Here is a 23,776-nt window from a genome sequence, read left to right as displayed (position 1 = left end):
CCGATCGGCGACGAGATTGAGGATACGACGAACCATTTCAAGGTCGCGCTCGTGTACTTCCAGCCGGTTACGATGGAGCCTGCCGGCATGAGCCTTCCGGCAGATCAGGCGGATATCCACATCGAGACGGATATCCATGCGACAGAGGGCAATGAGTGCGGCTTTGGCGTCGGCGAATGGATCCCGTATCTGACGGTGCACTACAAGTTCACGAAGCGTGAGACGGGCGAGAGCCTTGAGGGTGTATTCATGCCGATGAGTGCAGACGACGGTCCGCATTACGGCGCAAATGTCAAGATGCTCGGTGCGGGCACCTACGACTGCGAGTTCTCGATCGACAGCCCCGCACGCCAGAACTACATGCTCCACACCGACAAGGAGACGGGTGTCCCGGGTCATTTCTGGACCGAGCCGGTCAAGATGAGCTGGGTGTTCAACTACGTTCCGCGCAAGTGGTAAACGAGAGACTTCCTTAGGGTACTTACGGGCAGCGTCGGCGCGGGACTCCGTGCTCGTCGCTGCTTTGCCGAACATAGAATGGCTGCCGTCCTTGGGGGACGGCGGCTTTTCTAGTAAGTAGGAAAGGGTATATTACGATGTTACAGGCGTTTCTACAACAACTGGTGCCGGCACTCGAGGAGAGCATCAAGCTCGCCGTGCCGCTCGGCATTCTGCTTGCAATCATTCTGCCCCTGCCCGACCAAAGCATTCGCCGTACGTTTACGCGTGTCTTGAAATGGGGCTTTTTTCTCTCGCTCTTTATGACAGCAGTCCGCGTCGGTACCCGGTCAGCAGTTAACCGTGAGATCTTCGAAAGTATGGCAATTGTCGTTGATCTGGTCGGCGCTCTGGTGCTGTGTACGATCCTTTTGCGCAGTCTTCACCATGAATGGACGGCAGGAGAGGAGCGCGTCTTCCGCATTGGCACAGGCGCTCTTGCGCTCGGGCTCTTTCTCTATCATGGCCTGGAACTCTGGCTGATCCCTGTTGCGACGGTACAGGTTGCGATGGGAGACTATTTTACACTGATCTTCCTTGTCAAGATGTTCGGATTCGTCAGCGGTATTTTCCTCGGATTCCTCTCGGGCTATCTGGCATATAATGCAGCAGCGGCCCTCAACCACGGGCGTCTGGTCTTTGTCTTTACCGTGCAGATCGCAGCGACTGCCGTGCAGCAGATCATCTTTGTCATGACCGTGATGATGGCGCGCCAGGTATTCGGTGCGGAAAACCTCATCTCCTTTATGGCGCCGTTCATTGACAATCAGAACAAAGTCATTTATGCGATCTACTTTGTCTCGATCCTCGTGCCGATCACGCTCTATCTCCAGCCGCGTCCGGAACGCCCCGCGTGGGCGAACCCTGCGCAGTATCGTCAGCTGGTCTCGCATGCAATTCGGCGCAAACGTTGGGGGACGGGGCTCCTTGCGATGCTTGTTGTGACGATCCTCGTATCGAGTATCGGCGGCTGGTATGCGAATAAGAAGGAAGAACTCGTGCCCTCGGTTGCTGTGCAGGCACAGGATGGGCTTGTGCAGATTCCTCTCGACGAGGTCTCTGACGGACATCTTCATCGCTACGCTTTCCGTGCGTCGGATGGGACGGAGGTGCGCGTCATCATCGTTCAGAAGGGTGGTTCAGCGTTCGGCGTGGGACTTGATGCATGCGAAATCTGTGGTGCAACAGGGTACTTTGAACGCGACGGACAGATTGTCTGCCGCCTCTGCGACGTCGTTATGAATAAGGCGACGATCGGACTGCCCGGCGGCTGCAATCCGATTCCTGTGGAATATCGTGTGGCGGGCGGAGCGATACAGATTCCTGCAGATGCGCTCGAAGCCGCGCGCATTCACTTCCGCTGACAGCAGGCATGAGAGGAGGAAGGCCATGTTTTGGCAAATGGTAAAAGGGGCGCTGATCCGCCAGCGCGGGAGGTTTATCCTCATTGCGCTGACGGTCGCCCTCGGTGTCTCGCTCGCAACTGCCATGCTGAATGTCATGTTTGACATCGGCGAGAAGGTCAATCAGGAGCTCAAGGCGTTTGGTGCGAATATTGTCGTTACGCCGCGCAACTCAATGGTGCTCAAGGATCTCTACGGCGTGGAGACGAGGAAGAGCATGCACCGCGAATATTTGGAAGAAGCGGATCTCGGCAATATCAAAACAATCTTCTGGACAAACAACATCGTTGCCTTCGCACCGTCACTGACGACGAATGTAACGCTCGCGGACGGAGATACCGTCCCTCTCTTCGGCACGTGGTTCGAGCATACGCTCACACTGCCGACAGATGAGACCTATACAACGGGCGTAAAATTCATGAAGTCATGGTGGCATGTGGACGGCGACTGGGCGGACGATACACGCGAGGATGAGGTGCTCGTCGGCACAAAGCTTGCGCAGAAACTCGGCGTCTCGGCAGGCAGTACGATTCCCTACAAGAAAGCGGACGGCTCGGACGGAACGCTCCGGGTGACGGGCATTGTCTCCGGCGGCGGAGAGGAGGAGAACCAGCTTGTTGGGTCGCTCCTGCTCGCGCAGAGCCTCGCCAATGCGGCAGGCAAGATCGATCAGGTTGAAGTCAGTGCTGTGACGACGCCGGAGAACGACCTTGCGCGCAAGGCGGCAGAGAATCCGAAGTCGCTCTCACAGGCAGAGTATGATATCTGGTACTGTACAGCATACGTCGGTTCGATTGCCTATCAGATCGAGGAGGTCATGCAGAATGCGGCGGCGCATCCCGTACGCCAGATCGCGGAGTCCGAAGGGAAGATCCTCGATAAGACACAGCTCCTCATGCTGCTGATCACGGTGCTCTCGCTGCTCTCATCGAGTCTCGGCGTCAGCAATCTCATCAGCGCAAATATCATGGAGCGCAGCCGTGAGATCGGCCTCCTCAAGGCGCTTGGTGCGACCAATCTCGCCGTCGTGCTCTCTGTGCTCGCAGAGATCTTCATCGCGGGGATTCTCGGCGGCATCCTCGGATACGTTGTCGGACTCGGCTTTGCCCAGCTCATCGGCGAGAATGTCTTTGGCTCCGGTATTGCGGTCAATCCGTACGTCGTTCCGATTATCGCCGTCCTGATGTCGCTCGTGCTGATCATCGGCAGTGTACCCGCGATTCGCATGCTTCTGTCGCTGCAGCCGGCAGAGGTTCTCTATGGCAGGTGATGAATGATGAACCGATATAAGATGTTTTTTATCATGGTCATGAGCTCCCTGCTGCGGCGGCGTACACGAATGGCGATCGCGCTTCTCGCCGTCGCCATCGGAGCGACGATCATCTCAGGGATGATTACGGTCTATAAAGAAGTGCCGGAGCAGATGGGCCGTGCATTCCGTGCCTATGGCGCAAACCTTCTCATCCTGCCGGCGACAGATACGGGGACGATTCGCGAGGATGCAATTCCCGCAGTTCGCCAGACTCTCTCGGACTATGAAATCGTCGGCATCACGCCTTTCCTCTACGATACGCTTCTCATCAACCATCAGACAGTGATGGCGGGCGGCACGGATTTTGCCGTTCTGCAGGAGGTCAGCCCCTACTGGCAGCTGCGCGGCGACTGGCCGAAGGAAGGGGAAAAGGAGATCCTGCTCGGATCGGAGTTTGCTGCAAAACTGCGTGTGAATCCGGGAGATGCGGTTACCGTCTCAGGCGGCGAGGGAACGATTGTGAGTGATTACCGCGTGTCCGGCATTGTCCGCACGGGCGGCAACGAGGAGAACTTCGCCTTTGTGTCGCTGCCCAATCTGCAGAATATCAAGGGGCGTCCCGGCGAGCTGAGTCTCGCACAGGTCTCTGTTGTGGCAGGGCAGGACGAGCTCGCACGCGCAGAGGATAAGATCCGGGAGAATGTTCCAGGCGTTGAGCCGCAGCTTGTCAAACAGATTGCGCAGTCCGAGGGCACAGTCCTCGGAAAGCTGCAGGCACTCGTGCTCATCGTTACCGTTGTCGTTCTCGTTCTGACGCTCATCTGCGTCTCGACGACGATGATGGCGATCGTGACGGAGCGCCGCCGTGAGATTGGCCTCAAGAAGGCGCTCGGGGCGGATAACCGCCACATCGTCGCGGAGTTCTTCGGCGAGGGATGTCTCCTCGGCGCGCTCGGCGGCGTGCTTGGGTCGGGATTCGGCTACCTCTTTGCACAGAGCGTCAGCGTCAATGTCTTCGGACGCGGAATTGAGTTCTCGGCGACCATCGTCGTCGTAGCACTCGTCATGTCCATCTTTGTGACGGGGCTTGCGTCGCTTCTGCCCGTGCGTATTGCGACCAGTGTGGACCCCGCGATCATCCTGCGCGGCGAATGAGTTAGGAGGAAAAAGCAATGAGTCTGCTTGAACTACGACACGTTTCAAAGGCGTACAACGAAAAGGTGCTCGCCCTTGACGATGTCAATCTCACAGTTGAAAAAGGCGAATGGCTTGCCGTTATGGGTCCCTCCGGCTCAGGCAAGTCAACGCTCATGAATATCATCGGCTGTATGGACAGCGCGACGAGCGGCGAGGTCATCCTCGACGGCGACGTGCTGACCGATGCGAGCCCCGAGGAACTGACGCGCTACCGCCGGGACAAGATCGGCATGGTGTTCCAGCAGTTCCATATGATCCCGTATCTGACGGCGGTTGAGAACATCATGGTAGCGCAGTATTACCACAGTATGCCGGATCGTGACGAGGCGATGGCGGCGCTTGAACGCGTCGGCCTTGCCGACCGCGCGAGCCATCTGCCGAGCCAGCTCTCCGGCGGTGAGCAGCAGCGCGTCTGTATTGCGCGTGCGCTCATCAACTACCCCGTCCTCATCCTTGCGGACGAGCCGACGGGCAACCTCGACGAGCAGAATCAAAAGCTTGTCATGAAGATTTTCCACGAACTGCACGATGAAGGGCACACAATTCTGACCGTAACGCACTCCGCCGAGGTCGGCGACGAGGCACAGCGCTGTGTCATCATTGAGCATGGTCATATGCGTGAAAGGATGGTAGAAACGATATGAAGAAATTTACTCTTGGCATTGCGCTTCTTCTCTCTCTCGGGGCCATTGTCTCCGGCTGCGGCGACGAAAAACAGGCGGCGCCGAAGGAGGATGCGGCACCTGCGCAGCAGGCGGCGTCGCTCGATATGACGGGCGTTAAGGACGGCACCTTTGCTGCGGACAGCTCCCAGCATGAAAAGATCGGCCATTCGCACGTCACGCTGACGATCAAGGACGGCGCGATCACAAAAGTCGTTCATACGGGGATCGACAAAGAAGGAAAGGCAAAGGACGAGAGCTACGGCGCAGGCAAGAGCGAGGCTGCGCAGAAAAAGGCTCAGGTCGCCTATAAAGCGATCGGATCTTACGCCAGCCAGCTCGAAGAGAAAAAGGATCTTGCGAAGGTGGATGCGATCACAGGCGCAACCATCAGCTATGATCAATTCAAGGAAGCGGTTGAAAAAGCGGTCGAGGAAGCGAAAAAATAAACAAGACGGGAGCTGCCGTACAGAGATGTATGGCAGCTTCTTTTTCTATGTGCTACAATATGAGGCAGGTAAAGTCAGGAGGCACAGTATTATGACAGACGATGCGAAGATACTTGAGACAGTAATTGCGGAGTTTGAGGCATTGACGCGGATACCGCGTCCCTCAGGCCATGAGAGGGCGGTCAGTGACTATCTGAAGAAGCGTTTCGCAGAGATCGGCTGCACAGTGACGCAGGACGAGGCACTGAACATCATTGCCGATCTGCCGGCAGCAGAGGGCTGTGAGTCTGCACCGCGCACAATTCTGCAGGGACATATGGATATGGTCTGTGTTGCAGAGCCGGGTGTCATCTATGATCCGCTGAGCGATCCGATCAAACTGCAGCGCACGGAGGAATTTTTGACCGCAGACGGGACAAGCCTCGGCGGTGATGACGGCATCGGCGTCGCAGAGATCCTGACCGCCATGCAGTATACAGAGGCGCACGGACCGATCCGTGCGATTGTCACGGTGGATGAGGAGCAGGGGATGACGGGCGCGCGTCATTTGGATGCCGCCCATCTGAAGGATGCGCGCTTTCTCATCAACTGCGACTCTGAGGACTATCATATCATGACCGTCGGCAGTGCGGGCAGCGTCAACCTGGACTTCTCGCGCATGCTGACACGCAGGGAGTCGAATCTTCCCGCTTACCGCATTGCGGTTGCAGGCCTGCTCGGCGGGCACTCGGGCGAGCGGATCGGCGACGGGCGCGGCAACGCGATCCGTACGCTCGCCCTTGCGCTCCAATCGCTTGAGAAGCACGGCAAAATCGAGCTTGTTTCGTTCACGGGCGGCACGGCGCGCAACGCCATTCCTCCGACGGCGGAGGCGATCATTCGCACGGAAGTCGGAGAGCGGGAAATCGTGGGCGTGCTTGCGGGGGAAGAGAAGCGATTCCGTTCCATTTACGGTGCGGCAGATCCGGCGATGAAGTTCGCATTCGGGGCAGCGGAGCATACAGGAAGAGTCATCGGTGCTGCCGAACAGCATGCGCTCATTTCACTCCTCACGCTCCTGCGCACGGGCGTTCATGATATGTCGCGCCTTCACGCGGACAAGGTCGAGACCTCGGCGAACCTCGGCGTCCTGCGCATGGATGACAGCGAGGTGCAGGTACAGTATTTCCCGCGCTCTTCGGTGAATGAACGCCTTGATGAGATCATTGCAGCCGCACAGACGATGGCGGAGCTCACAGGATTTTCTCTCGTGGTCGGTACGCAGTCGCCCGCATGGCGCGAAAGGGAAGAGAGTACGCTTGCCAAGATCATGGGAGAGGTGTACTCCGCGCAGAACGGCGGAGCGCAGATGACTGTTGAAAGCATCCATGCGGGGCTGGAGACGAGCTGGCACGCGGCGAAGAATCCGGCGCTTGATATGGTCTCCATCGGCGTGACGGCACACGGCATTCATACGCCGGAGGAACGCATCGAGATTGCTGCGATTGTTCCCGAAGCAAAGCTCATGATGGAGACGCTGCGCCGCATCGCTCACGAGAAAAAATGAACGGAATCGGAGAGGGGCAAACCAGCGTATTTCAAAATGAAGATTCTCTTTTAATGCTTGGTTTCTATGGTAAAACGCTGCGACGTATGCTATACTATTCTCATTGATTGTGATTATATGTTGGAGAGTTCATTGAACTCGAATATGGAGGGGAAGAATAATGGCAGACACCTATACAATGGAGGACCTAAAGAAACGTCTGCAGGCGACGCAGCGCAAGATGACGCCGCAGCGGCAGATCGTTCTGCAGGTCATATTGGATCATCCGGGCGAGCATCTGAGTGCGGAGAAGATCTATGATATCCTGCGCGGGACGGAGTCGGAGATCGGGCTTGCAACGGTATATCGCAGCCTTGAGATTCTCGTCTCCCTGGGGATTCTCCAAAAGATTGAGTTCGGCAAGGAATTTGACAAGCGCAATAAGGGATCGTATTCCTACGAGCTGAATCCCGTCGATCCGAATCAGCATTTCCACCATCACCTCATCTGCACGGAGTGCAAAGAGATCGCGGAGTTCGAGGAGGATATGCTCGATCATTTGGAAGAGGATATTTTCAAAAAGACGGGATTTAAGGTTGAGAACCATCAGGCGAAGTTCTTCGGCATCTGCAGGAAGTGCCGGGAGAAGAAGAAGAACGCGTGAGAATCCGGTCGCTCAGCATCAACAGCAGCGCCGAGGTCATTATTAAAGTCGTCCGAGAGGTATTGACTCTGTTCAAGGTGGAGGTCGTCGGACGCGCGGGAGAGGCGGATTACGCCCAGCTGTCGGTGGTCAACCGGCAGTCGGGATGTGAGCCGCCTTCTGTTATGACCGAGGTCTTTCTCTTTGCGCTGGACGGGAGCTGTGAGAAATTTTATTTCAATTCGGAGGGGAAGGCCGATGAGGTCGCACGCGCTGCCGTGCACCGTGCCGTGAAACGAAATCTCTATCGATTTTTCCAAATACGCTTTGCCGCTGCTCCCGCGCCGTGGGGCATCCTGCATGGGGTGCGGCCGACAAAGATCGTGCACCGATGGCTGCGCGCCGGCATGAAGTCTGCGGAGATCATCGGGCGGCTGCAGGACGACTATTACTGCAGCCCTCCAAAGGCGCAGCTCATCACGGAGGTGGCCGTGCGTCAGCTGCCGTTCCTCGCGCAGAGCGCAGAGCGAACGGTGAGTATCTACGTCGGCATTCCGTTCTGTCTCTCTCGCTGTCTCTACTGCTCCTTCCCGTCGAATCTTCTGCCGGGGCGGGAGAAACTGCGGACCTTTATGGACGTGCTGGCACGCGATCTCTCTGTCGCAGCGGAGGATGTGCGTACGCTCGGTCTTACGGTTGAGAGTATCTACATCGGCGGGGGAACGCCGACCAGTCTGCCGAATGATTTTTTTGCCGAAATGCTCAAAATGGTATATAATGCCTTTTATGGGCTTTCCGTCGCAGAGTTTACAGTGGAGGCGGGACGACCCGACAGCATGAGCGCAGAAAAGATCGCCTGTATGAAATCGTATGCGGTGACGCGTGTCAGTGTCAATCCGCAGTCGATGCGAGGGGAGACCCTCGTGCGCATCGGCCGTCATCATACGCCGGAGGATATCGTGCGCATGGTGCGGGAGATCCGCGCGGCATTCGATGTGCACATTAATATGGATGTAATCCTCGGCCTGCCGGGCGAGACAGCGGAGGATGTCCGCGCGACGATGGCGGCGGTGACGGCGCTTGCGCCGGATGACATCACACTTCATGCCCTCGCGCTGAAGCGCGGATCGAATCTGCGCCTCCGAATGGAGACAGAGCATATCGAGCTCCCGTCCGATGCGGAGACGATGCGCATGAGCGAGACTGCCGTGCGCGCGGTGGAGGAGGCAGGCTATCGTCCGTATTATCTCTATCGGCAGGGCTATATGAGCGGTGATCTCGAGAATGTCGGCTATGCCCGTCCGGGCGCGGAGAGCATCTACAATATTCAGATCATGGAGGAGCGCCAGACGATTGTCGGCATCGGCGGAGCCGCCGCGACGAAGGTGCTCGGCATCCGCACAGGGCGTATGCACTCGGTGTTCAACGCAAAGGATCTCGTGACCTATCTGCGCGATATTGATATCTATATTGAAAAACGCCGTGCGCTCCTGCGTACGGAATATGAGGAGGAAACGCCCAGATGCTGACGAATGCGCCGCGTGGGACGAAGGATATCCTGCCCGATGCGGTCGGGGCATGGACGTATGTAGAGAACGTGATTCGCGATCTCTGCGCCCGCTACGGCTATCATGAAATCCGCACGCCGATCTTCGAGCATACGGAGCTCTTTCAGCGCGGGATCGGCGACGGCACCGACGTCGTGGACAAGGAGATGTATACCTTTACTGACCGCGGTGACCGCAGCCTGACGCTCCGCCCTGAGAATACGGCTTCTGCCGTGCGCGCCTATCTGCAGAACAAGCTCTATGCGGACGGCGGCCTGCAGAAACTTTTTTACATCGGCTCGATGTTTCGCTACGACCGCCCGCAGGCGGGGCGCATGCGCGAATTTCATCAGTTCGGCGTGGAGGCGATCGGCGAGGCAGGGCCAGCGGCAGATGCTGAGACGATCCTGTTGGCCTTTGATGTGCTCACAGCTCTCGGGCTCACGGGGCTGACGCTGAAGCTCAACTCGGTCGGCTGCCCGAACTGTCGGCCCGTCTATCGAGAGCGTCTGCAGGAATATTTCAAGGAGTACCTGCACGAGCTTTGCGATGACTGTCAGGAGCGCTATACGAGGAGTCCCCTGCGGATTCTCGACTGCAAGAAGGATGCTGAACGGTCGTTTATGGCGGGAGCACCGGCGATTACGGACTGCCTCTGCGCAGAGTGTGCGGATCACTTCGGGCAGGTGAAGGATTATCTGACATCCGCAGGCATTTCCTATACGCTCGACCCGCGGCTTGTGCGCGGGCTCGATTACTACACGCGGACGGCGTTTGAGATCGCCTATCCGCCGCTCGGCGCACAAAGTGCAGTAGCAGGGGGCGGACGCTATGACGGCCTCGTCGAAGAACTTGGCGGAACTCCGACGCCTGCCGTGGGATTTGCAGCGGGGCTTGAACGCGTACTGCTCGCGCTGGAGCAGCAGAATCTCGTACCCGAGCAGCCGCCGGCAGCGGATGTTTTTCTCATCACACTCGGCGATGCTGCCTCCCGCGCGGCGTTCCCGCTTCTGCATGAGCTGCGGTGCGGCGGTGTGCGCGCCCTTATGGACTATGGGGGGCGCAGCATGAAGGCGCAGATGAAGCAGGCGAATAAATCCGGTGCACGTTATGCCGTCATCCTCGGCGAGGACGAGCTCACGCAGCATGCGGCACTCGTGCGGGACATGATGGAGAGCACGCAGGAGAGTTATTCTCTGGACGATATTGTAAGACGATTGATTTCTGAGGTGAAGGGCTGAGATGGAAACAAAGCAGGGATTGAAACGGACACACGACTGCGGAACGCTGCGCAAGGAGCAGGTCAGCGAGGAGGTAACGCTGTGCGGCTGGGTATCGCGCCGGCGCGACCACGGCGGACTGATTTTCGTCGACATGCGCGACCGCTCGGGACTTGTACAGATTGTCTTTGATGAGGCAGCGATGGCAGAGGGTACGTTCCACGAGGCGGAGACACTGCGCTCGGAGTTTGTTATCTGCGTGCGCGGAATGGTACGTGCACGCAGCGCGGATACGGTCAACCCGAACATGGCTACGGGCGATGTTGAGATCGTCGTGAACGAGCTGCGCATTTTGAACAAGGCGAAGACGCCGCCGTTCTACATCCAGGACGGCATCGACGTGGACGAGATGATCCGCCTGCGTTACCGCTATCTTGATCTGCGCCGCCCGGAGATGCAGGCAAATATGATCCTGCGCCACCGTGTGACGAAGATCATGCGTGACTTCTTTGACCGCAGCGGATTCCTGGAGATTGAGACGCCGATGCTCTGCAAGAGCACGCCCGAGGGTGCGCGTGACTTCCTCGTGCCGAGCCGCCTCAATGCGGGCGAATTCTATGCACTGCCGCAGTCTCCGCAGATATTCAAGCAGCTGCTCATGGTCTCAGGCTTTGAGAAGTATTTCCAGATCGTGCGCTGCTTCCGTGACGAGGACCTGCGTGCTGACCGCCAGCCTGAGTTCACACAGCTGGATATTGAGATGTCCTTCATGGATCAGGACTCCATCCTGACGCTCATGGAGGAGATGGTGAAGGAGCTCTTTGAAAAGAGCATTGGCGCCAAGATCGAGACGCCCTTCCGCCGCATGGCATGGGACGAAGCGATGGAGCGCTTTGGCTCGGACAAGCCGGATCTCCGCTTCGGCATGGAGCTGCAGGACATTACGGACTATGTCGGCGGTTCGGAGTTCAAGGTATTCAATTCTGTGCTTGAAGCGGGCGGTCGTGTGAAGGTCATCAACGTCGAGGGCTATGCGAACATCCCGCGCCGCGAGCTTGACGGGCTCGTCTCCTATGTGCAGAACTACGGAGCAAAGGGACTCGCGTGGATTCAGTACAGCGAGGAGGGCGTCAAGTCGCCCTTTAAGAAGTTCTATTCCGACGAGACATTCGAGACCATCAAGAATGCCGTTGGAGCAAAGACGGGCGATCTCCTGCTCGTCGTCGCTGATCAGCCTGCCGTTGTGGCCCAGGCGCTCGGAGAACTCCGTCTCGAGATGGGGCGCCGCCGCAATCTGATCGATCCGAACGCGCTTTCCTTCCTTTGGGTTGTGGACTTTCCAATGTTCGAATACAGCGCCGAGGAGAAGCGGTTCAAGGCGATGCACCATCCGTTCACTGCGCCGCGTGACGAGGATATTCCACTGCTTGCGACCGATCCCGGCCGCGTCAAGGCGAATGCCTACGACATGGTACTGAACGGCGTCGAGATCGGCGGCGGCAGTCTGCGTATCTATCGGAGTGATCTCCAGGAGCAGGTCTTTGAGACCCTCGGCTTTACACCCGAGGAGGCACGTGAGCGTTTCGGCTTCATGATGAATGCATTCGAGTACGGTACTCCGCCGCACGGCGGCCTCGCATTCGGCCTGGACCGCCTCGTGATGCTGATGGCAAAGCGCCGCAGTATCCGTGACGTCATTCCGTTCCCCAAGACGCAGAGCGCGTCGGACGTTATGTGTGAGGCGCCGTCGCCGGTCGACGAGAAGCAGCTGCGTGAGCTCTATATCCGCACGGCTGTGCCGAAGAAAAAGGCGGACAGCGCAACGCAGTAAGAATTGGAAAAGGGGAGAGCGTCTTGGCGGGCGCTCTCTTTTGATGATGTGGGAGGGGAGTGCTCCTTGGCAGAACGGGTCAATATATTGGGCGTAGAGGTCGATGCGGTCACGATGACAGAGGCTGTCGCTGCCGTTCGCGCCTATATGGATGAGCGCGCAGGCGTAATGATCGCTACGGCGAACGCAGAAATGATCATGCGCGCGACGCACGATCGGGAACTCTGCACGATTCTCAACGAGGCGGCACTTGTTGTGCCGGACGGAGCGGGGACGGTCTGGGCCGCGCGGCATCTCGGGCATGCGATGCCCGAGCGTGTGGCAGGCTACGATCTGGCGCAGGAACTGCTGCGCTGCGCCCCGGCGGAGGGACGACGCGTTTATTTCTTTGGCTCTGCGCCCGGGGTGGCGGAGAAGGCAAGGGAAAAGGCGGAGCAGCTTTATCCCGGCATCGAGATCGTCGGCGTGCGCAACGGCTTTTTCAAAGACGAAGACAACGCAAAGATCATCGAGGAGATCCGGACGGCGCGCCCTGATCTTCTGCTCGTGGCGCTCGGCGTGCCGAAGCAGGAGAAGTGGATCCATGCGCATCTTGCGCAGCTCGGGGGGGCCGTCGCCATCGGCGTCGGCGGAACGCTGGATGTGATGGCAGGCGTCATGAAGCGCGCGCCGCGTTGGATGCAGAAGGCAAAGCTCGAGTGGCTGTTTCGCGGCATGATGCAGCCGCAGCGTGCGGGACGCTTGCTCGCTCTTCCAAAATTCGTTCTGAAGGTGCATGCAGCACGAAAATAAAAGCCTTATCTGTGGACAAAGAATAGGCTTTCCATTATAATTGATGAAAGAAAAGGAGGCGGATGCGCATGGTCATTGTAAGCGAGGGCTATAAATTTATCGGAGCAGCGCTTATTTTGGCTGTCATTCTCGGATTCTTTGCACATCCGTATGCGGCAGTTCCGTGCGTCGTGCTGGCGTGCTATTTTGCGTATTTCTTCCGCAGCCCCACGCGTGAAATAACGCAGAACGAAAACCACATTCTCTCGCCCGCAGACGGTACGGTCACGGAGATCACGTCGGTCGGAACGGATGACTTTGTGGGAGAGCCGTGCAATAAAATCGTTATCTTCATGTCGGTGTTCAACGTACACGTCAACCGCAGCCCGATCGACGGCGAGATCAAGCTTCAAAAATACTACTGCGGGCGCTTTCGGCCCGCTTACAAGGACGAGGTCGGTTTTGAGAACGAGCACCACCTGATCGGCATCGACCGCGGCGACCTGCGCATCACCGTGAAGCAGATCGCGGGGATTCTCGCGCGCCGCATTGTCTCGTGGGTGACCCTCGACGATCGGCTGCGCCAGGGCGATGTCTACGGCATGATCCGCTTCGGCTCGTGTCTGGAGATCGTCATGCCCGAACGGGCAGAGATCCTCGTGAAAAAGGGCGAAAAAGTGCAGGGCGGAAAGACTGTCCTGGGGAGGCTCGAAGGCGAATGAATTACAGACGGTTTCTGCCGAATCTCTGTACGGCGATGAATCTTGTCTTTGGCATGTGTTCCATCCTATCAACAGTCGAAGGACATTTGGACTGGGGGGCTCTCTTTATCCTGTTTGCGTTGGTTGCCGACGGACTGGACGGACGCATTGCGCGTGCGTTCGGCGTATCCAGTGAGTTCGGCAAGGAAATGGACTCGCTCTGCGACCTCGGTTCCTTCGGCATTGCGCCGGCGCTGCTTGCATGGACGCTGGCGCTGCACACGTACGGCATCCCCGGCATTGCGGTGACGATCTTCTTCGCCGTCTGCGGCATGTGGCGCCTCACGCGCTTTAATGTGAACGTGCATGTTGTGCATGGCTACTTCATGGGCCTTGCCATCCCCGCCGGCGGGAACCTCGTTGCTATGTCGGCATGGCTTTTCCTCTCGCTCGGCATCGACCCGACATCATTTGGCCTGCTCTATCCCGCCGCTGTCGCCGTGACGGCTTATCTGATGGTCAGTCACGTGCACTATCCCGACTTCAAGGGCGGCGGGGAGAAGATCTATATGGCCTCTAAAATCTTTGCGCTGATTGTTTTCGGCGGGATCTTGTATTTCGGCAGGGCAGCCGTGCTGCCCGCCGTATTTACGGCTATATTTGCGACCTATGCGCTCTTTGGGATTATCAATCATACGATTGCCGCTACGGCATGTGCAAAGGAAGGCTGAAGCCGCATGACAGACATCCTACATCTTGTCTCGCCATATCTTCCGGCACATATTTTTGACATCATCATGGTGCCGGCGCAGATTTTTATTTTTCTCTTTACTCTGTATTTTTTCTTTATTGGCTTTTGTTGCCTGTGGCGGCGCAAAGAGGCGAAGATTCTCGTGCCGGAGAAGACATTCGCCGTTGTCGTTGCCGCACATAACGAAGAAGCGGTCATCGGTCAGCTCATCGAGAATCTGAAACGCCTCGATTACCCGGAGGAGCTTTACGACATCTACGTCATTGCTGACAACTGTACGGACAGCACGCCACAGATCGCGGGGAAGGCAGGTGCCATTGTCTGCGAGCGCACGCATCCGACGAAGAAGAGCAAAGGGTTTGCCCTCGAGTGGATGTTTGAGCGCCTCTTTCAGATGGACAAAGAGTACGACGCCATCGCGATCTTCGACGCAGACAACCTCGTGCATCCGAACTTCCTCAAGGAGATGAACAACCGTCTCCTCAAGGGAGACAAGGTCATCCAGGGCTATCTCGATGCAAAAAACCCTTACGATACATGGGTGGCGGGAACATTCGCCATCGCGTTCTGGGTCATCGATCACATCTCCCATCTCGCCAAGACGAACATCGGACTCTCGGCGTGTCTCGGCGGCACTGGCATGTGCATCACGACGGACGTGCTGAAGCGGCATGGCTGGCGTGCGACCTGCCTCACAGAGGATATGGAGTTCACGATGAAGCTGCTCGCCGAGGGGATTAAGACGACGTGGGCGCATGACGCCGTCGTCTACGATGAGAAGCCGCTCACGTTCCGGCAGGCATGGAACCAGCGCCGCCGCTGGGCGCAGGGGCAGTTCGATGTGGCGCACCGATTCATCCCGACGATGATTCGCGAGGGATGGCGCAGGAAGGACATCCGCATCTGGGACGGATGCATCTATCTCCTCCAGCCGCACTTCCTCATGATTTCGACGCTGTTCATCATCATCAGTTACGTGCAGCTGGCATTCCCGCCGTTCTATACGAGCATTTATAAATTCCTGCCGTCGCAGCTCATGACCGCCATCATGATCGGGCAGTATGTTCTGCCCATGATTATCCTCATCAAGGTGCGGGCAAAACTCAAAGCATGGTTCTACCTGCTCCTCTATCCTGTCTTCATCTACTCATGGATTCCGATCATCTTCCTCGGATTCATCCACCGGAACGAGCACGAGTGGAGCCATACGAAGCATACGCGCGCCATGAGCATGGATGAGGTCATGGGTGACGTGATGAAATAAAAAAGGCTGCTGCATAAGTGCAGCAGCCTTTTCCTAAACGAAGGAGAACGCTATGTATACATTGCGCATCGAAGGCGCATTCGAGGCGGCGCACCGCGTCGTGAACTACCCGGGGAAATGCGACCGCCTGCACGGGCATAACTGGGCGGTCGAGGCGACCTTTCAGGGAACGGAACTGGATGAACTCGGCATGCTGATCGACTTTAAGATTGCAAAGAAGGCGCTTGCCGCCGTACTCGACGACTTTGACCATTATTATCTCAACGACTTCCCTCCGTTCAGCGAGGGGATCAACCCCACGGCGGAGAACCTCGCGCGCATCATCTTTGAGCGCCTTGCCGCGCGCGCTGAGGTGCAGACATCGCCGGCAGAGCTCACGGCCCTCACCGTTTGGGAGTCACCGAAGTCCTCGGTTACCTATACGAAGGACTGATATGTGCGAGAACATCATTGAGATCTTTTCCTCCATCCAGGGGGAGGGGAAGTACGTCGGATGCCGTCAGATCTTTGTGCGCCTTGAGGGCTGTAATCTCGACTGCACTTACTGCGATACGGAGAACGAGATTGGCCGCCATCCGCACTGCATGGTGGAGGAGGACGCGGGCTCGCATGCGCTCATCTCCTATGAGAACCCGCTCTCTGCGCAGCGTACGGCGGAGATCATCGCGCGCATCGTGGGAGATGTTCCGCATCACTCGCTCAGTATGACAGGCGGGGAACCGCTGCTGCATGTGCCTTTTATTCGCGAGCTTGCGGCGCATGTCCATTTGCCGCTCTTCCTCGAGACGAATGGCACACTGGATCAAGCACTTGCGGAATGCATTGACTGCATCGACATCATCAGCATGGATATCAAGCTGCCGGATGTTCTGTCCGTGCCCGTCTGGGATGCGCATGCACGCTTTCTTGCGGTTGCACGCGCAAAGGATGTCTACGTCAAGATCGTTGTGGCCGCGGAGACGGCGGATGACGATATCGTGACGGCGGCACGGATCGTTGCAGACACTGCGCCGGAAACACTGCTCATCCTCCAGCCCGTGACGCCCTACGGCGGCTGCACCGCGCCAACGCCGGAACACCTCCTCGCATTCCAACGTCTTGCGCTTCGCCATGTTTCGGATGTCCGTATCATCCCGCAGACCCATCGCATGATGGACTTGCTCTAGCGCAGCCATAGGAGAACAGACAGAAAAACACTCGCATACCGGCATCATACCGATATACGAGTGTTTTTGTATTTCAGAACCGCCATCCGAGGGAGAAGCCTCCCGTAACTTTAGCCGTATGGAACCCGTCGGGTTTTCGGATCGGCATCGCCGCAAAGACATCATAGGACAGAGCATCAATCATCCCGCGTATACCGAACGCTGCCCCCGCGATCGTGTGCCCGTTGTAGAGATCTGCACCGGCGCCGTACACTGCACCGACATCAAGGCCAAGATAGAGCTCCAGCTTCTGCTTTGGAAACCGCGTTGCAAACTCATTGCGGAGATACCAGCCGTCCGTCCCCATCAGCGTAACCTCGCCGTCGAAGCCCCGCACCGTATACCGATTTCCCATGCTGATCATATCCGTGCCGTAGAGCTCCATCCCGTCCATCGTCCACTGCCCGTGAAAGGACGTCGTAAACGTCGCAGGACGGTGGCTGAACTCAAATGGATGCACATAGTCCGCATCCAGGAGCCACATTCGGTACCGCGTCCGCGGCATATCCTCATAGGGACTCTCCTCCTGCGCCCCCATCCACCCGAGACCGAATCTGTGGGCCAAACGGAAGTAGAGCGTATCTCTCTGCAGATAAAGGCGCTCTGCAAGCCCGATCTCCATCGAGGTCTGGTGCATCGCCTGAATGGGCAGCTCGACATTGTTGAGGAAGCGATGCGAGTTCCGCTTTCGCAGACGAATGTCCATGCTCGTCTTTCGATTTGCCGAACGGCTCAGCATGTAGTCCCATGAGAGCGTAGAGATATTCGTATCGCCTGCACTGATGAAATCATAGGGCATGCTTGCTACCGTCTGATGATATTTCGACCGCTGGTAGGAGAGGGAAAAGGTATGGCGTCCATAGGGATAGGTGTAGCTGATATTGTGGCCGCGCGTTCCCTTCTCGTATCCGTCCTGCGCACTGTCAAGATTCACGCCGATGCGGAGCATATCGTTCTTATGAAAGAGCTGATCGATGCCGAGAGAGGCGTACCACTGGAGCTTTCCCGTGTCCTCCAGACCGGAGTCGTCGAATGAAATCGTTCCGTATACATTCCTCCCGCGTTTTACCGTGAGCTCGATATCCGTCATCTGGGGCTCATCGGCAGGCAGAAGCCGAACAGAGATATCCTGTGAGGGAAGCCGCTTTGCCTGTTCGATGCCCTGCTCAATGTCCCGTACGTTCAGAACATCTCCCTCGCGGAAGGGAAAGAGGTTCTTCCAGTAGATCACAGCGCTGTCATCTGCAAAGCGAACGGCATGGATGTAACCGACGAGGAGGACAAGACGCAGCTCGCCGGAGGAGAGATTCTGTTCGGGAACGGCAATGCGGCTCGTAGAGAAGCCGCGGGACATGAGAGTGCGGTTCATCGCGGTGACCAGTTCATTGATCTCGCGCAGAGAGAGCTCTTTTCCCTCATAGGGGCGGGAAAGACGATCGAGGAAGCGAAAACGTTCCGTCTGATGTTCGATGGTGACGTGAGAGATATGAAAGCGCACACTCTCATCGGCGGGAAGATCGGAGGAGGGAGGGGGAGGCATAACGACCTCCGTACGCTCCTGATTCCTGTGTTCCTGCCGCTCAGCCTCCTGCGCACGCGACTGATCGAGCTGTTCCTGTTGGGCAGGGGCGGCGATAGCTGGGACGGCAGAGAAGGAGAGGAGGGGGATGAGGAGGAGAATTGAGGGACGGTTGAGTGTTATCAAGTGGAGTCGCCTACTTTCCAAAGAAAAATTTACCTATTCGATGATAGCAAACAGTGCGAGCGTTCCCATTATAAAAAAATAGATTGTGATAGCGAAATATAATATCTTATGATCTTTTATTTCGTTGAAAATCTGTAACTGATATTCTGAACGAGGATAGTTTGGCATTTTATCTAATTCTTGCAAAAAAACAAAACATATTTTCTTAGTAAAATTGCTGTAATTCCAGTACAATAAAGGACAGCTACCAATAATTCTTCTGTATAAGCACTTGTATAAGCACTGCCTAGTAGAAATAGGCAACACATTATAATCCATGGTAATTTTCCTATTGAGAAAAAACGAAAGTAAGCTTGCTTCACACGGGGCGTCCCAAAAGGTCCTGTTGATTTATAGTTCCATAATGCTCCTCCTATGATAATAATACTTCCAATTATGTATATATAATCCAAGATTTGTAGATGCATTTATTTTTTCCAACACTTGCATTGCCCTTTCTAAAATGATATATGGATTGATAGAACTATTTTGCCTATCTATCTTTTAGAAAGATTTTTCTCAATTCATACTTTGCAATATCTCCTGCGACGCTACCCGTAATAGCACCTGCTGAACCAGTGAATATCGAGGCTGATCCCGCTGCAGCAGTAGAAAACCCGCTAATTGCAGAAAATGTGAATTGAACCATGTGTCTATCCAATATTTTCCGCCAAATATGAGCTGATAGAGAAGCTATATGATTGCGAGCATTCGGCCTAGTCTATATGATCGGACACATATCCCCTTCATATGGATAAGCTGCATAATTCAATTCTCTGTTTTGTCCAGATAAGAGGGAAGGGGGAGTTGGGCAGAAGAACCGCGCCTTTTCCCTGTAGCCCACCTCGTTTATGAGTATTGAAATCCTTATTTGGTTAGAAGTAAGTATAAACAGAAAGTTCCCATAGCAAAAAAATATACTACTCCAACAAGATAAAAAATACTATGTTTTTTTAGTTTGTCCATAAAAATCCATTGTTGGTGTAAAACAGAATGACTGCAATCTTTGGGGATTTCTTGGAAAAAAATGATGGTAAAGCGCCGAAATAGTATAAGTGTAATCCCCATCCAATAGAGCGATATCACTAAAAATAGATTAGCATATGGAACATCTAACATTCCAATCCACATAATAATGAAAAGAAGAAACATTCCCAATAACAGAAGTTGTAAATATGCAGATTTTAATATAGGTGAATATAATTCTCTGTTTTTCAAATATCCTATTACACCTGCTCCACTGAGGATGATAATTCCTATGGTAAAAATCCAAAATCTTGGATCGTCTTGTTCATATATTCGAGCAAATAAGAACTCCATTTATCTTCCTCCGTTATTGTTCACGTTAGGGCTTGATAACATTCCCTTTCGTATTCTATATTTCAAATAATCCCCACCTACGGCTCCCATAAAAGCCCCAAAAGATCCCATAAGTACTGTTCCAGCTCCAGGCGCTATCAAAGTGCCCACTCCACTACCCAATTCCCCCAAAAGGATACCCGAACCTAGCGGTATAAGGTCAGTTCCTATAGCGATTGCTAACTCAGCTCCATTATATGTGTTCCAATCCTGTCTTATATCTGCAAAAGTCCAGCCAAGCGCAACAACACCACCGGTTTTAAGCTATTTAGATATAGCCTTCTCAAAATGACCATCTGCCTTGATTGCGGCAGGAAGAAGATTTGCTTTTTCAGAAACTCCATTAACTACAATTGACTTCAAGATATTAAAGCCTTTATCATCCTCCGCTTTTTGAGATTTAGAAGAAGACTTGCCGTCAATGGACTGCCCTTCTGGATGAGTTCCCGCTGAGGCTGAATTATTTTGAGGTTTGGAAGAAGTCTCGGCACCAATGGCTTGCCCTTCTGGATGAGTTCCCTTCCCAAGAGGATTATTATCATCCTCCATTTTTTGAGATTTAGAAGAATATCCCCCGCCAATGATCTGCCCCTCTTGATAAGGTCTCGTATCAAATGGATTGTATACCGGAATCGGAGGTCTAAGGGGAATATCAATCATCGTGTATGTTTTTCTATCTCCATGTACGATGATTACGCCGGGCTGTTCATATACACCTGTCCAATTCCGGTTTCGAACGGTCTCGTTGTATGCGGTGAAGAATCGCTTCGCACTGTCTGTGGTAACTCCATGCCGGCTAAGATATCCAATTGCATATTTGTAGTTATTTATGTCCTCGGCATAAGGATTTTTTTCATCGTGTCCAAGATCAGGCTCCAATAAGGACAGAATATTATTTACTTCTCGTATGAGTTGATTGGTTTCTTCCTCTGAGAGTTCTTGCCCATCTTTTTTTCTTAGGATATTTTTGGCAAGTTCACGGATGCCGAATTCATCCGGGCGACTCATAAGGAAGTAGTTCCACTTTGTTCCTGCCGCCGCAGCGGATGCTCCTGCAGCTGCACTTCCTCCGGCGACTTTCGCCGCAGCGGCACCAATGATGGCGCTGACGATTTGCGCTGTGCCGGGGTCTTTGCCCTTTAGGTTCTTAATGAGCGCCTCGTTGAGTCCTGCACCGACGGCACCTGCTGCAAAGCTCGCGCCCGTGATCTGGCTCTCAGTCCGCCGATAGCCGCATGGCACGGCAATCTTTCGCCTGCTCCCGTCGTCCTTCATTTTGTGGACGAGACGGAATGCCTCCTCGCCGAAGACTGCGGCAAGCTCCTGTTGTTCCTCAATCTTCTTTTTGTCAAAGATTCTGCCGAGTTCGTTGAGTGCGTTCTCTGTGTTACGACTGAGGGGAGAGATATCCTGCGTCGGATTCTCCCTTATGTCGATGGTTCCCTCTGCAACGGCAGATTCTCAATCAGTTATAAAATGATGATCTTTATAGTTCCATGTTGAGATACTTAAAGAGCATATACTCTTTGTTGTCATGTCTAGGATAAATGGAGTATGTGAATATGTAATTGTGTAAGGGACTCCACAGATGGTTTGAATCTCTATATCTAAAAAACCACCTGCGCTGCTGCTTTTAGGATACATTGTCATTAAAACCTTTCCGTTATGATAATCAAGAACTTCGTAGATGTGGCTGCCCAGAGAGTATATAGTTTGGTTCTCTAAATTCATAATTTTAGAGGTTTTTCCCTTTTTATTGTACACCAATAGGGTGTCGTCTGAGCACATTCCACAAAACTCATCGTCTTTATCAAAAGGCGATATACAGTAGTCTTTGTTAGAATCCATATAAATTAACTCATTGTTTTTGTTTATCAGAGCAATTCCGTCTTTCCTTTTGCTTACAACACTGTTTGGTTTACGATCATAAAATATTTTTACTATATCTTTGGTATTTATATCGAAAACAAATACCTTTTCTTCGTGGATGACATAAAGATATTGCCCGTGATAAAATATCTTCTCATCTGCATAGCGTGAAGGGGGGAGTTCACATAACATATCTATGGTATTTCCTTTGAGCTCAGACACAAAAGATATATCAGTTTGCTTCATAGGATAAAGAATGGTGAAATAATCATGTGAACTTTTTTTTGTTAGAAAATAAATACCATGATATTCTTCATAGAGATTATCGCCTAATTTAATATCCTCCCTCGAATCTTGTTCTAGTAATGACATGACATACCAATTATTTCCTGAATCATGTATTAAGATTTTTTCATCAAGAGATTTCCCTTTGTACAAATTAAACGATATGAATATAAAAGAAATAGAAAGGTAAATGTAAAGTATATATCGTAATTTCATTCGATAACCTCCTCTACCAATCCATTTCCATGACTAAGGAACCCAAGCTGCATTTACTCTAAATGCAACTTGATCCGAGGCTATATAAGTACTTAACAGATACAAGGGTTCATTGACCTTATAAGCGGTGCCGTCAAGTGCCTTAATGAGAGCCTCGTTGAGTGCTGCGCCGACGGCGCCTGAGGTGAAGCCTGCTCCTGTGATCCGGCTCATGAGTCCGGCGATGGCGGCATGAACGATTATCTTTCGTCTGCTTCCGTCGTCCTTCATGTTGTGGGCGAGACGGAATGCCTCCTCACCGAAGACCGCGGCAAGCTCCTGCTGCTCCTCGATCTTCTTCTTGTCAAAGATTCTGCCGAGCTCATTGAGTGCATTCTCTGTGTCACGACTCAGCTCCGAGATATCCTGCGTCGGATTCTCCCTGATGTCGATCGTTCCCTCTGCAATGGCAGACGTTGTCCTGCTGCTTGCATTGCCTTTGACGGGCATGGAATAGGAGGGCAAATCTATAAAGATAGCATAGAGGAGGACTTAGCAATGTAATGTCATTTAATCATTTCTACTTTGCTAATCAGAAAATCCATAATCTCATCGAATTTTTCATCGAACTCTTCTTCCGTTAGTGTAAATTCACAACCAGGAAGAGGTTCCATATAAGAACGTGTCTTTTCGTCTCTTCTGTTCATACTTATATAATAAATTTTCTTTTCCTTATTGTAGCGGACTGGTATATAATCATGGTACTTAAAAAACTTATTCCATGTTTTATATGGAGATGCTTTAAATGGATCGGTAACTTCGACTTCTTGTTGATAAGCAGATATACTATCTTCTAAGCATGAGAGGACATTGGCTTTTAATAATTCTCGATTTGTGGGAATTAAATAGCCCATAGATTGCCCATATCCAATCTTAGTAATATGTGCTTTTAATAAAAAAAATTCTCTATCTATTTTATTAACAAAAATATCTACGTGAGCTCTCACTTTTGTACTCCTTTCACTTTACAAGAGTTATAGTGATTTCAATCCCTTTTTCTTTTGCGTATTCCTTCACCATTTCGAGCCCCCTTTGTTGTTCCGCTGTTATCTTCATGTCTTGTACAGCAATTTCTAGCTTTTTAGCAGAATAATCTTCTGGAGAAACGATATTATTTTTTCGCCGCCCAGTTGTAAATTCATCCAACGCATCTACATCTCTCCTTAACTTGTTATAGATACCTTTTGCCGTCTCGTAAGTCTTATCACTGAGTTTTATACTCTTAATGCTGACGGCTACGCCATTATCCAATTTGTCTATTTTTGGGAAATTACGACCAAGGTTATTCCCTAAAGCACCATCTATTATCTGCCCCCTTTTTGCTCCTCCTTTTTTCCACACATCA

The 23,776-nt window shown here is 53.5% G+C and carries 24 protein-coding genes; 17 read left to right on the top strand and 7 right to left on the bottom strand.

What is annotated here, in order from left to right; all coding sequences use genetic code 11:
• The 17 genes from HMPREF7545_RS08725 to HMPREF7545_RS08645 all read left to right on the top strand — a co-directional run.
• The coding region (locus tag HMPREF7545_RS08725; RefSeq protein ID WP_006695372.1) for an iron transporter at nucleotides 1-459 on the top strand (459 nt) is incomplete at its 5' end.
• 137 nt (nucleotides 460-596) lie between these two features.
• A complete protein-coding gene (locus HMPREF7545_RS08720) occupies nucleotides 597-1,862 on the top strand; it encodes a DUF2318 domain-containing protein (protein ID WP_006695371.1) in 1,266 nt (421 codons plus the stop codon).
• A gap of 25 nt (nucleotides 1,863-1,887) precedes the next feature.
• Nucleotides 1,888-3,171, top strand: coding sequence for an ABC transporter permease (locus tag HMPREF7545_RS08715; protein WP_006696950.1), 1,284 nt, complete (start codon nucleotides 1,888-1,890; stop codon nucleotides 3,169-3,171).
• 3 nt (nucleotides 3,172-3,174) lie between these two features.
• Nucleotides 3,175-4,308, top strand: a complete 1,134-nt coding sequence (locus tag HMPREF7545_RS08710; RefSeq protein ID WP_006695369.1) for an ABC transporter permease — start codon at nucleotides 3,175-3,177, stop codon at nucleotides 4,306-4,308.
• 17 nt (nucleotides 4,309-4,325) lie between these two features.
• Nucleotides 4,326-4,994, top strand: a complete 669-nt coding sequence (locus tag HMPREF7545_RS08705; protein ID WP_006695368.1) for an ABC transporter ATP-binding protein — start codon at nucleotides 4,326-4,328, stop codon at nucleotides 4,992-4,994.
• Nucleotides 4,991-5,461 (top strand): FMN-binding protein, encoded by a 471-nt coding sequence (locus HMPREF7545_RS08700; RefSeq protein WP_006695367.1) that lies wholly within the window; start codon nucleotides 4,991-4,993, stop codon nucleotides 5,459-5,461. The genes HMPREF7545_RS08705 and HMPREF7545_RS08700 overlap by 4 nt, the downstream gene beginning before the upstream one ends.
• A 91-nt stretch (nucleotides 5,462-5,552) precedes the next feature.
• Nucleotides 5,553-7,007, top strand: coding sequence for a beta-Ala-His dipeptidase (gene pepD, locus HMPREF7545_RS08695; RefSeq protein WP_040571349.1), 1,455 nt, complete (start codon nucleotides 5,553-5,555; stop codon nucleotides 7,005-7,007).
• Nucleotides 7,008-7,167: 160 nt separating this feature from the next.
• Nucleotides 7,168-7,650 carry a Fur family transcriptional regulator gene (locus tag HMPREF7545_RS08690; RefSeq protein WP_006695365.1) on the top strand — a complete coding sequence of 161 codons (483 nt, stop codon included), beginning with the start codon at nucleotides 7,168-7,170 and terminating at the stop codon, nucleotides 7,648-7,650.
• Nucleotides 7,647-9,158, top strand: a complete 1,512-nt coding sequence (gene hemZ / locus HMPREF7545_RS08685) for a coproporphyrinogen dehydrogenase HemZ (protein WP_006695364.1) — start codon at nucleotides 7,647-7,649, stop codon at nucleotides 9,156-9,158. The genes HMPREF7545_RS08690 and hemZ overlap by 4 nt, the downstream gene beginning before the upstream one ends.
• On the top strand, nucleotides 9,152-10,417 hold the full coding sequence (gene hisS, locus HMPREF7545_RS08680; RefSeq protein WP_006695363.1) for a histidine--tRNA ligase: 1,266 nt from the start codon (nucleotides 9,152-9,154) through the stop codon (nucleotides 10,415-10,417). Before hemZ ends, hisS begins: the two co-directional genes overlap by 7 nt.
• Before the next feature lies 1 nt (nucleotide 10,418).
• Nucleotides 10,419-12,227 (top strand): aspartate--tRNA ligase, encoded by a 1,809-nt coding sequence (aspS, locus tag HMPREF7545_RS08675; RefSeq protein WP_006695362.1) that lies wholly within the window; start codon nucleotides 10,419-10,421, stop codon nucleotides 12,225-12,227.
• Between the two features lie 66 nt (nucleotides 12,228-12,293).
• A complete protein-coding gene (locus HMPREF7545_RS08670; protein WP_006696943.1) occupies nucleotides 12,294-13,019 on the top strand; it encodes a WecB/TagA/CpsF family glycosyltransferase in 726 nt (241 codons plus the stop codon).
• Between the two features lie 68 nt (nucleotides 13,020-13,087).
• Nucleotides 13,088-13,720 (top strand): phosphatidylserine decarboxylase family protein, encoded by a 633-nt coding sequence (locus HMPREF7545_RS08665; RefSeq protein WP_006696942.1) that lies wholly within the window; start codon nucleotides 13,088-13,090, stop codon nucleotides 13,718-13,720.
• Complete coding sequence (gene pssA / locus HMPREF7545_RS08660) at nucleotides 13,717-14,430, top strand: CDP-diacylglycerol--serine O-phosphatidyltransferase (RefSeq protein WP_006695359.1); 714 nt, start codon at nucleotides 13,717-13,719, stop codon at nucleotides 14,428-14,430. The genes HMPREF7545_RS08665 and pssA overlap by 4 nt, the downstream gene beginning before the upstream one ends.
• A gap of 6 nt (nucleotides 14,431-14,436) precedes the next feature.
• Entirely contained in the window at nucleotides 14,437-15,714 is a 1,278-nt protein-coding gene (locus tag HMPREF7545_RS08655) for a glycosyltransferase family 2 protein (protein WP_006695358.1), read from the top strand.
• Between the two features lie 52 nt (nucleotides 15,715-15,766).
• Nucleotides 15,767-16,147 (top strand): 6-carboxytetrahydropterin synthase QueD, encoded by a 381-nt coding sequence (gene queD / locus HMPREF7545_RS08650; RefSeq protein ID WP_006695357.1) that lies wholly within the window; start codon nucleotides 15,767-15,769, stop codon nucleotides 16,145-16,147.
• Between the two features lies 1 nt (nucleotide 16,148).
• Entirely contained in the window at nucleotides 16,149-16,880 is a 732-nt protein-coding gene (locus tag HMPREF7545_RS08645) for a 7-carboxy-7-deazaguanine synthase QueE (protein ID WP_006695356.1), read from the top strand.
• Between the two features lie 73 nt (nucleotides 16,881-16,953).
• On the opposite strand, the gene HMPREF7545_RS08640 is transcribed toward HMPREF7545_RS08645, so the two are convergent.
• The 7 genes from HMPREF7545_RS08640 to HMPREF7545_RS10260 all read right to left on the bottom strand — a co-directional run.
• Nucleotides 16,954-18,624, bottom strand: coding sequence for a ShlB/FhaC/HecB family hemolysin secretion/activation protein (locus HMPREF7545_RS08640; protein ID WP_040571348.1), 1,671 nt, complete (start codon nucleotides 18,622-18,624; stop codon nucleotides 16,954-16,956).
• Nucleotides 18,625-19,530: 906 nt separating this feature from the next.
• Nucleotides 19,531-19,983, bottom strand: coding sequence for a hypothetical protein (locus HMPREF7545_RS08630; RefSeq protein WP_006695352.1), 453 nt, complete (start codon nucleotides 19,981-19,983; stop codon nucleotides 19,531-19,533).
• Between the two features lie 303 nt (nucleotides 19,984-20,286).
• Nucleotides 20,287-21,264: a hypothetical protein gene (locus HMPREF7545_RS10435; protein WP_248681319.1), complete on the bottom strand. Its 978-nt coding sequence runs from the start codon at nucleotides 21,262-21,264 to the stop codon at nucleotides 20,287-20,289.
• Between the two features lie 219 nt (nucleotides 21,265-21,483).
• Complete coding sequence (locus tag HMPREF7545_RS08620) at nucleotides 21,484-22,392, bottom strand: hypothetical protein (RefSeq protein WP_006695349.1); 909 nt, start codon at nucleotides 22,390-22,392, stop codon at nucleotides 21,484-21,486.
• Nucleotides 22,393-22,425: 33 nt separating this feature from the next.
• A complete protein-coding gene (locus HMPREF7545_RS08615) occupies nucleotides 22,426-22,881 on the bottom strand; it encodes a PH domain-containing protein (protein WP_006695348.1) in 456 nt (151 codons plus the stop codon).
• Between the two features lie 56 nt (nucleotides 22,882-22,937).
• Nucleotides 22,938-23,378 (bottom strand): hypothetical protein, encoded by a 441-nt coding sequence (locus tag HMPREF7545_RS08610; protein WP_040571346.1) that lies wholly within the window; start codon nucleotides 23,376-23,378, stop codon nucleotides 22,938-22,940.
• Nucleotides 23,379-23,391: 13 nt separating this feature from the next.
• On the bottom strand, nucleotides 23,392-23,776 hold a 385-nt coding region (locus HMPREF7545_RS10260; RefSeq protein ID WP_006695346.1), incomplete at its 5' end, for an endonuclease toxin domain-containing protein.

Source organism: Centipeda noxia ATCC 43541 (genome assembly GCF_000160555.1).
In the GTDB taxonomy this organism is placed as follows: Bacteria; Bacillota; Negativicutes; order Selenomonadales; family Selenomonadaceae; genus Centipeda; species Centipeda noxia.
The sequence above is the reverse complement of the archived record's forward strand: the minus strand, read 5'-3'. Positions and strand labels throughout refer to the sequence as shown.

Bases quoted from the DNA above. Each gene is read 5' to 3' on its own strand.
- HMPREF7545_RS08720 (WP_006695371.1), top strand. From the start codon at position 597: ATGTTACAGGCGTTTCTACAACAACTGGTGCCGGCACTCGAGGAGAGC.
- HMPREF7545_RS08715 (WP_006696950.1), top strand. From the start codon at position 1,888: ATGTTTTGGCAAATGGTAAAAGGGGCGCTGATCCGCCAGCGCGGGAGG.
- HMPREF7545_RS08710 (WP_006695369.1), top strand. From the start codon at position 3,175: ATGATGAACCGATATAAGATGTTTTTTATCATGGTCATGAGCTCCCTG.
- HMPREF7545_RS08705 (WP_006695368.1), top strand. From the start codon at position 4,326: ATGAGTCTGCTTGAACTACGACACGTTTCAAAGGCGTACAACGAAAAG.
- HMPREF7545_RS08700 (WP_006695367.1), top strand. From the start codon at position 4,991: ATGAAGAAATTTACTCTTGGCATTGCGCTTCTTCTCTCTCTCGGGGCC.
- pepD (WP_040571349.1), top strand. From the start codon at position 5,553: ATGACAGACGATGCGAAGATACTTGAGACAGTAATTGCGGAGTTTGAG.
- HMPREF7545_RS08690 (WP_006695365.1), top strand. From the start codon at position 7,168: ATGGCAGACACCTATACAATGGAGGACCTAAAGAAACGTCTGCAGGCG.
- hisS (WP_006695363.1), top strand. From the start codon at position 9,152: ATGCTGACGAATGCGCCGCGTGGGACGAAGGATATCCTGCCCGATGCG.
- aspS (WP_006695362.1), top strand. From the start codon at position 10,419: ATGGAAACAAAGCAGGGATTGAAACGGACACACGACTGCGGAACGCTG.
- HMPREF7545_RS08665 (WP_006696942.1), top strand. From the start codon at position 13,088: ATGGTCATTGTAAGCGAGGGCTATAAATTTATCGGAGCAGCGCTTATT.
- pssA (WP_006695359.1), top strand. From the start codon at position 13,717: ATGAATTACAGACGGTTTCTGCCGAATCTCTGTACGGCGATGAATCTT.
- HMPREF7545_RS08655 (WP_006695358.1), top strand. From the start codon at position 14,437: ATGACAGACATCCTACATCTTGTCTCGCCATATCTTCCGGCACATATT.
- queD (WP_006695357.1), top strand. From the start codon at position 15,767: ATGTATACATTGCGCATCGAAGGCGCATTCGAGGCGGCGCACCGCGTC.
- HMPREF7545_RS08645 (WP_006695356.1), top strand. From the start codon at position 16,149: ATGTGCGAGAACATCATTGAGATCTTTTCCTCCATCCAGGGGGAGGGG.
- HMPREF7545_RS08630 (WP_006695352.1), bottom strand. From the start codon at position 19,983: ATGGAGTTCTTATTTGCTCGAATATATGAACAAGACGATCCAAGATTT.
- HMPREF7545_RS08620 (WP_006695349.1), bottom strand. From the start codon at position 22,392: ATGAAATTACGATATATACTTTACATTTACCTTTCTATTTCTTTTATA.
- HMPREF7545_RS08615 (WP_006695348.1), bottom strand. From the start codon at position 22,881: ATGCCCGTCAAAGGCAATGCAAGCAGCAGGACAACGTCTGCCATTGCA.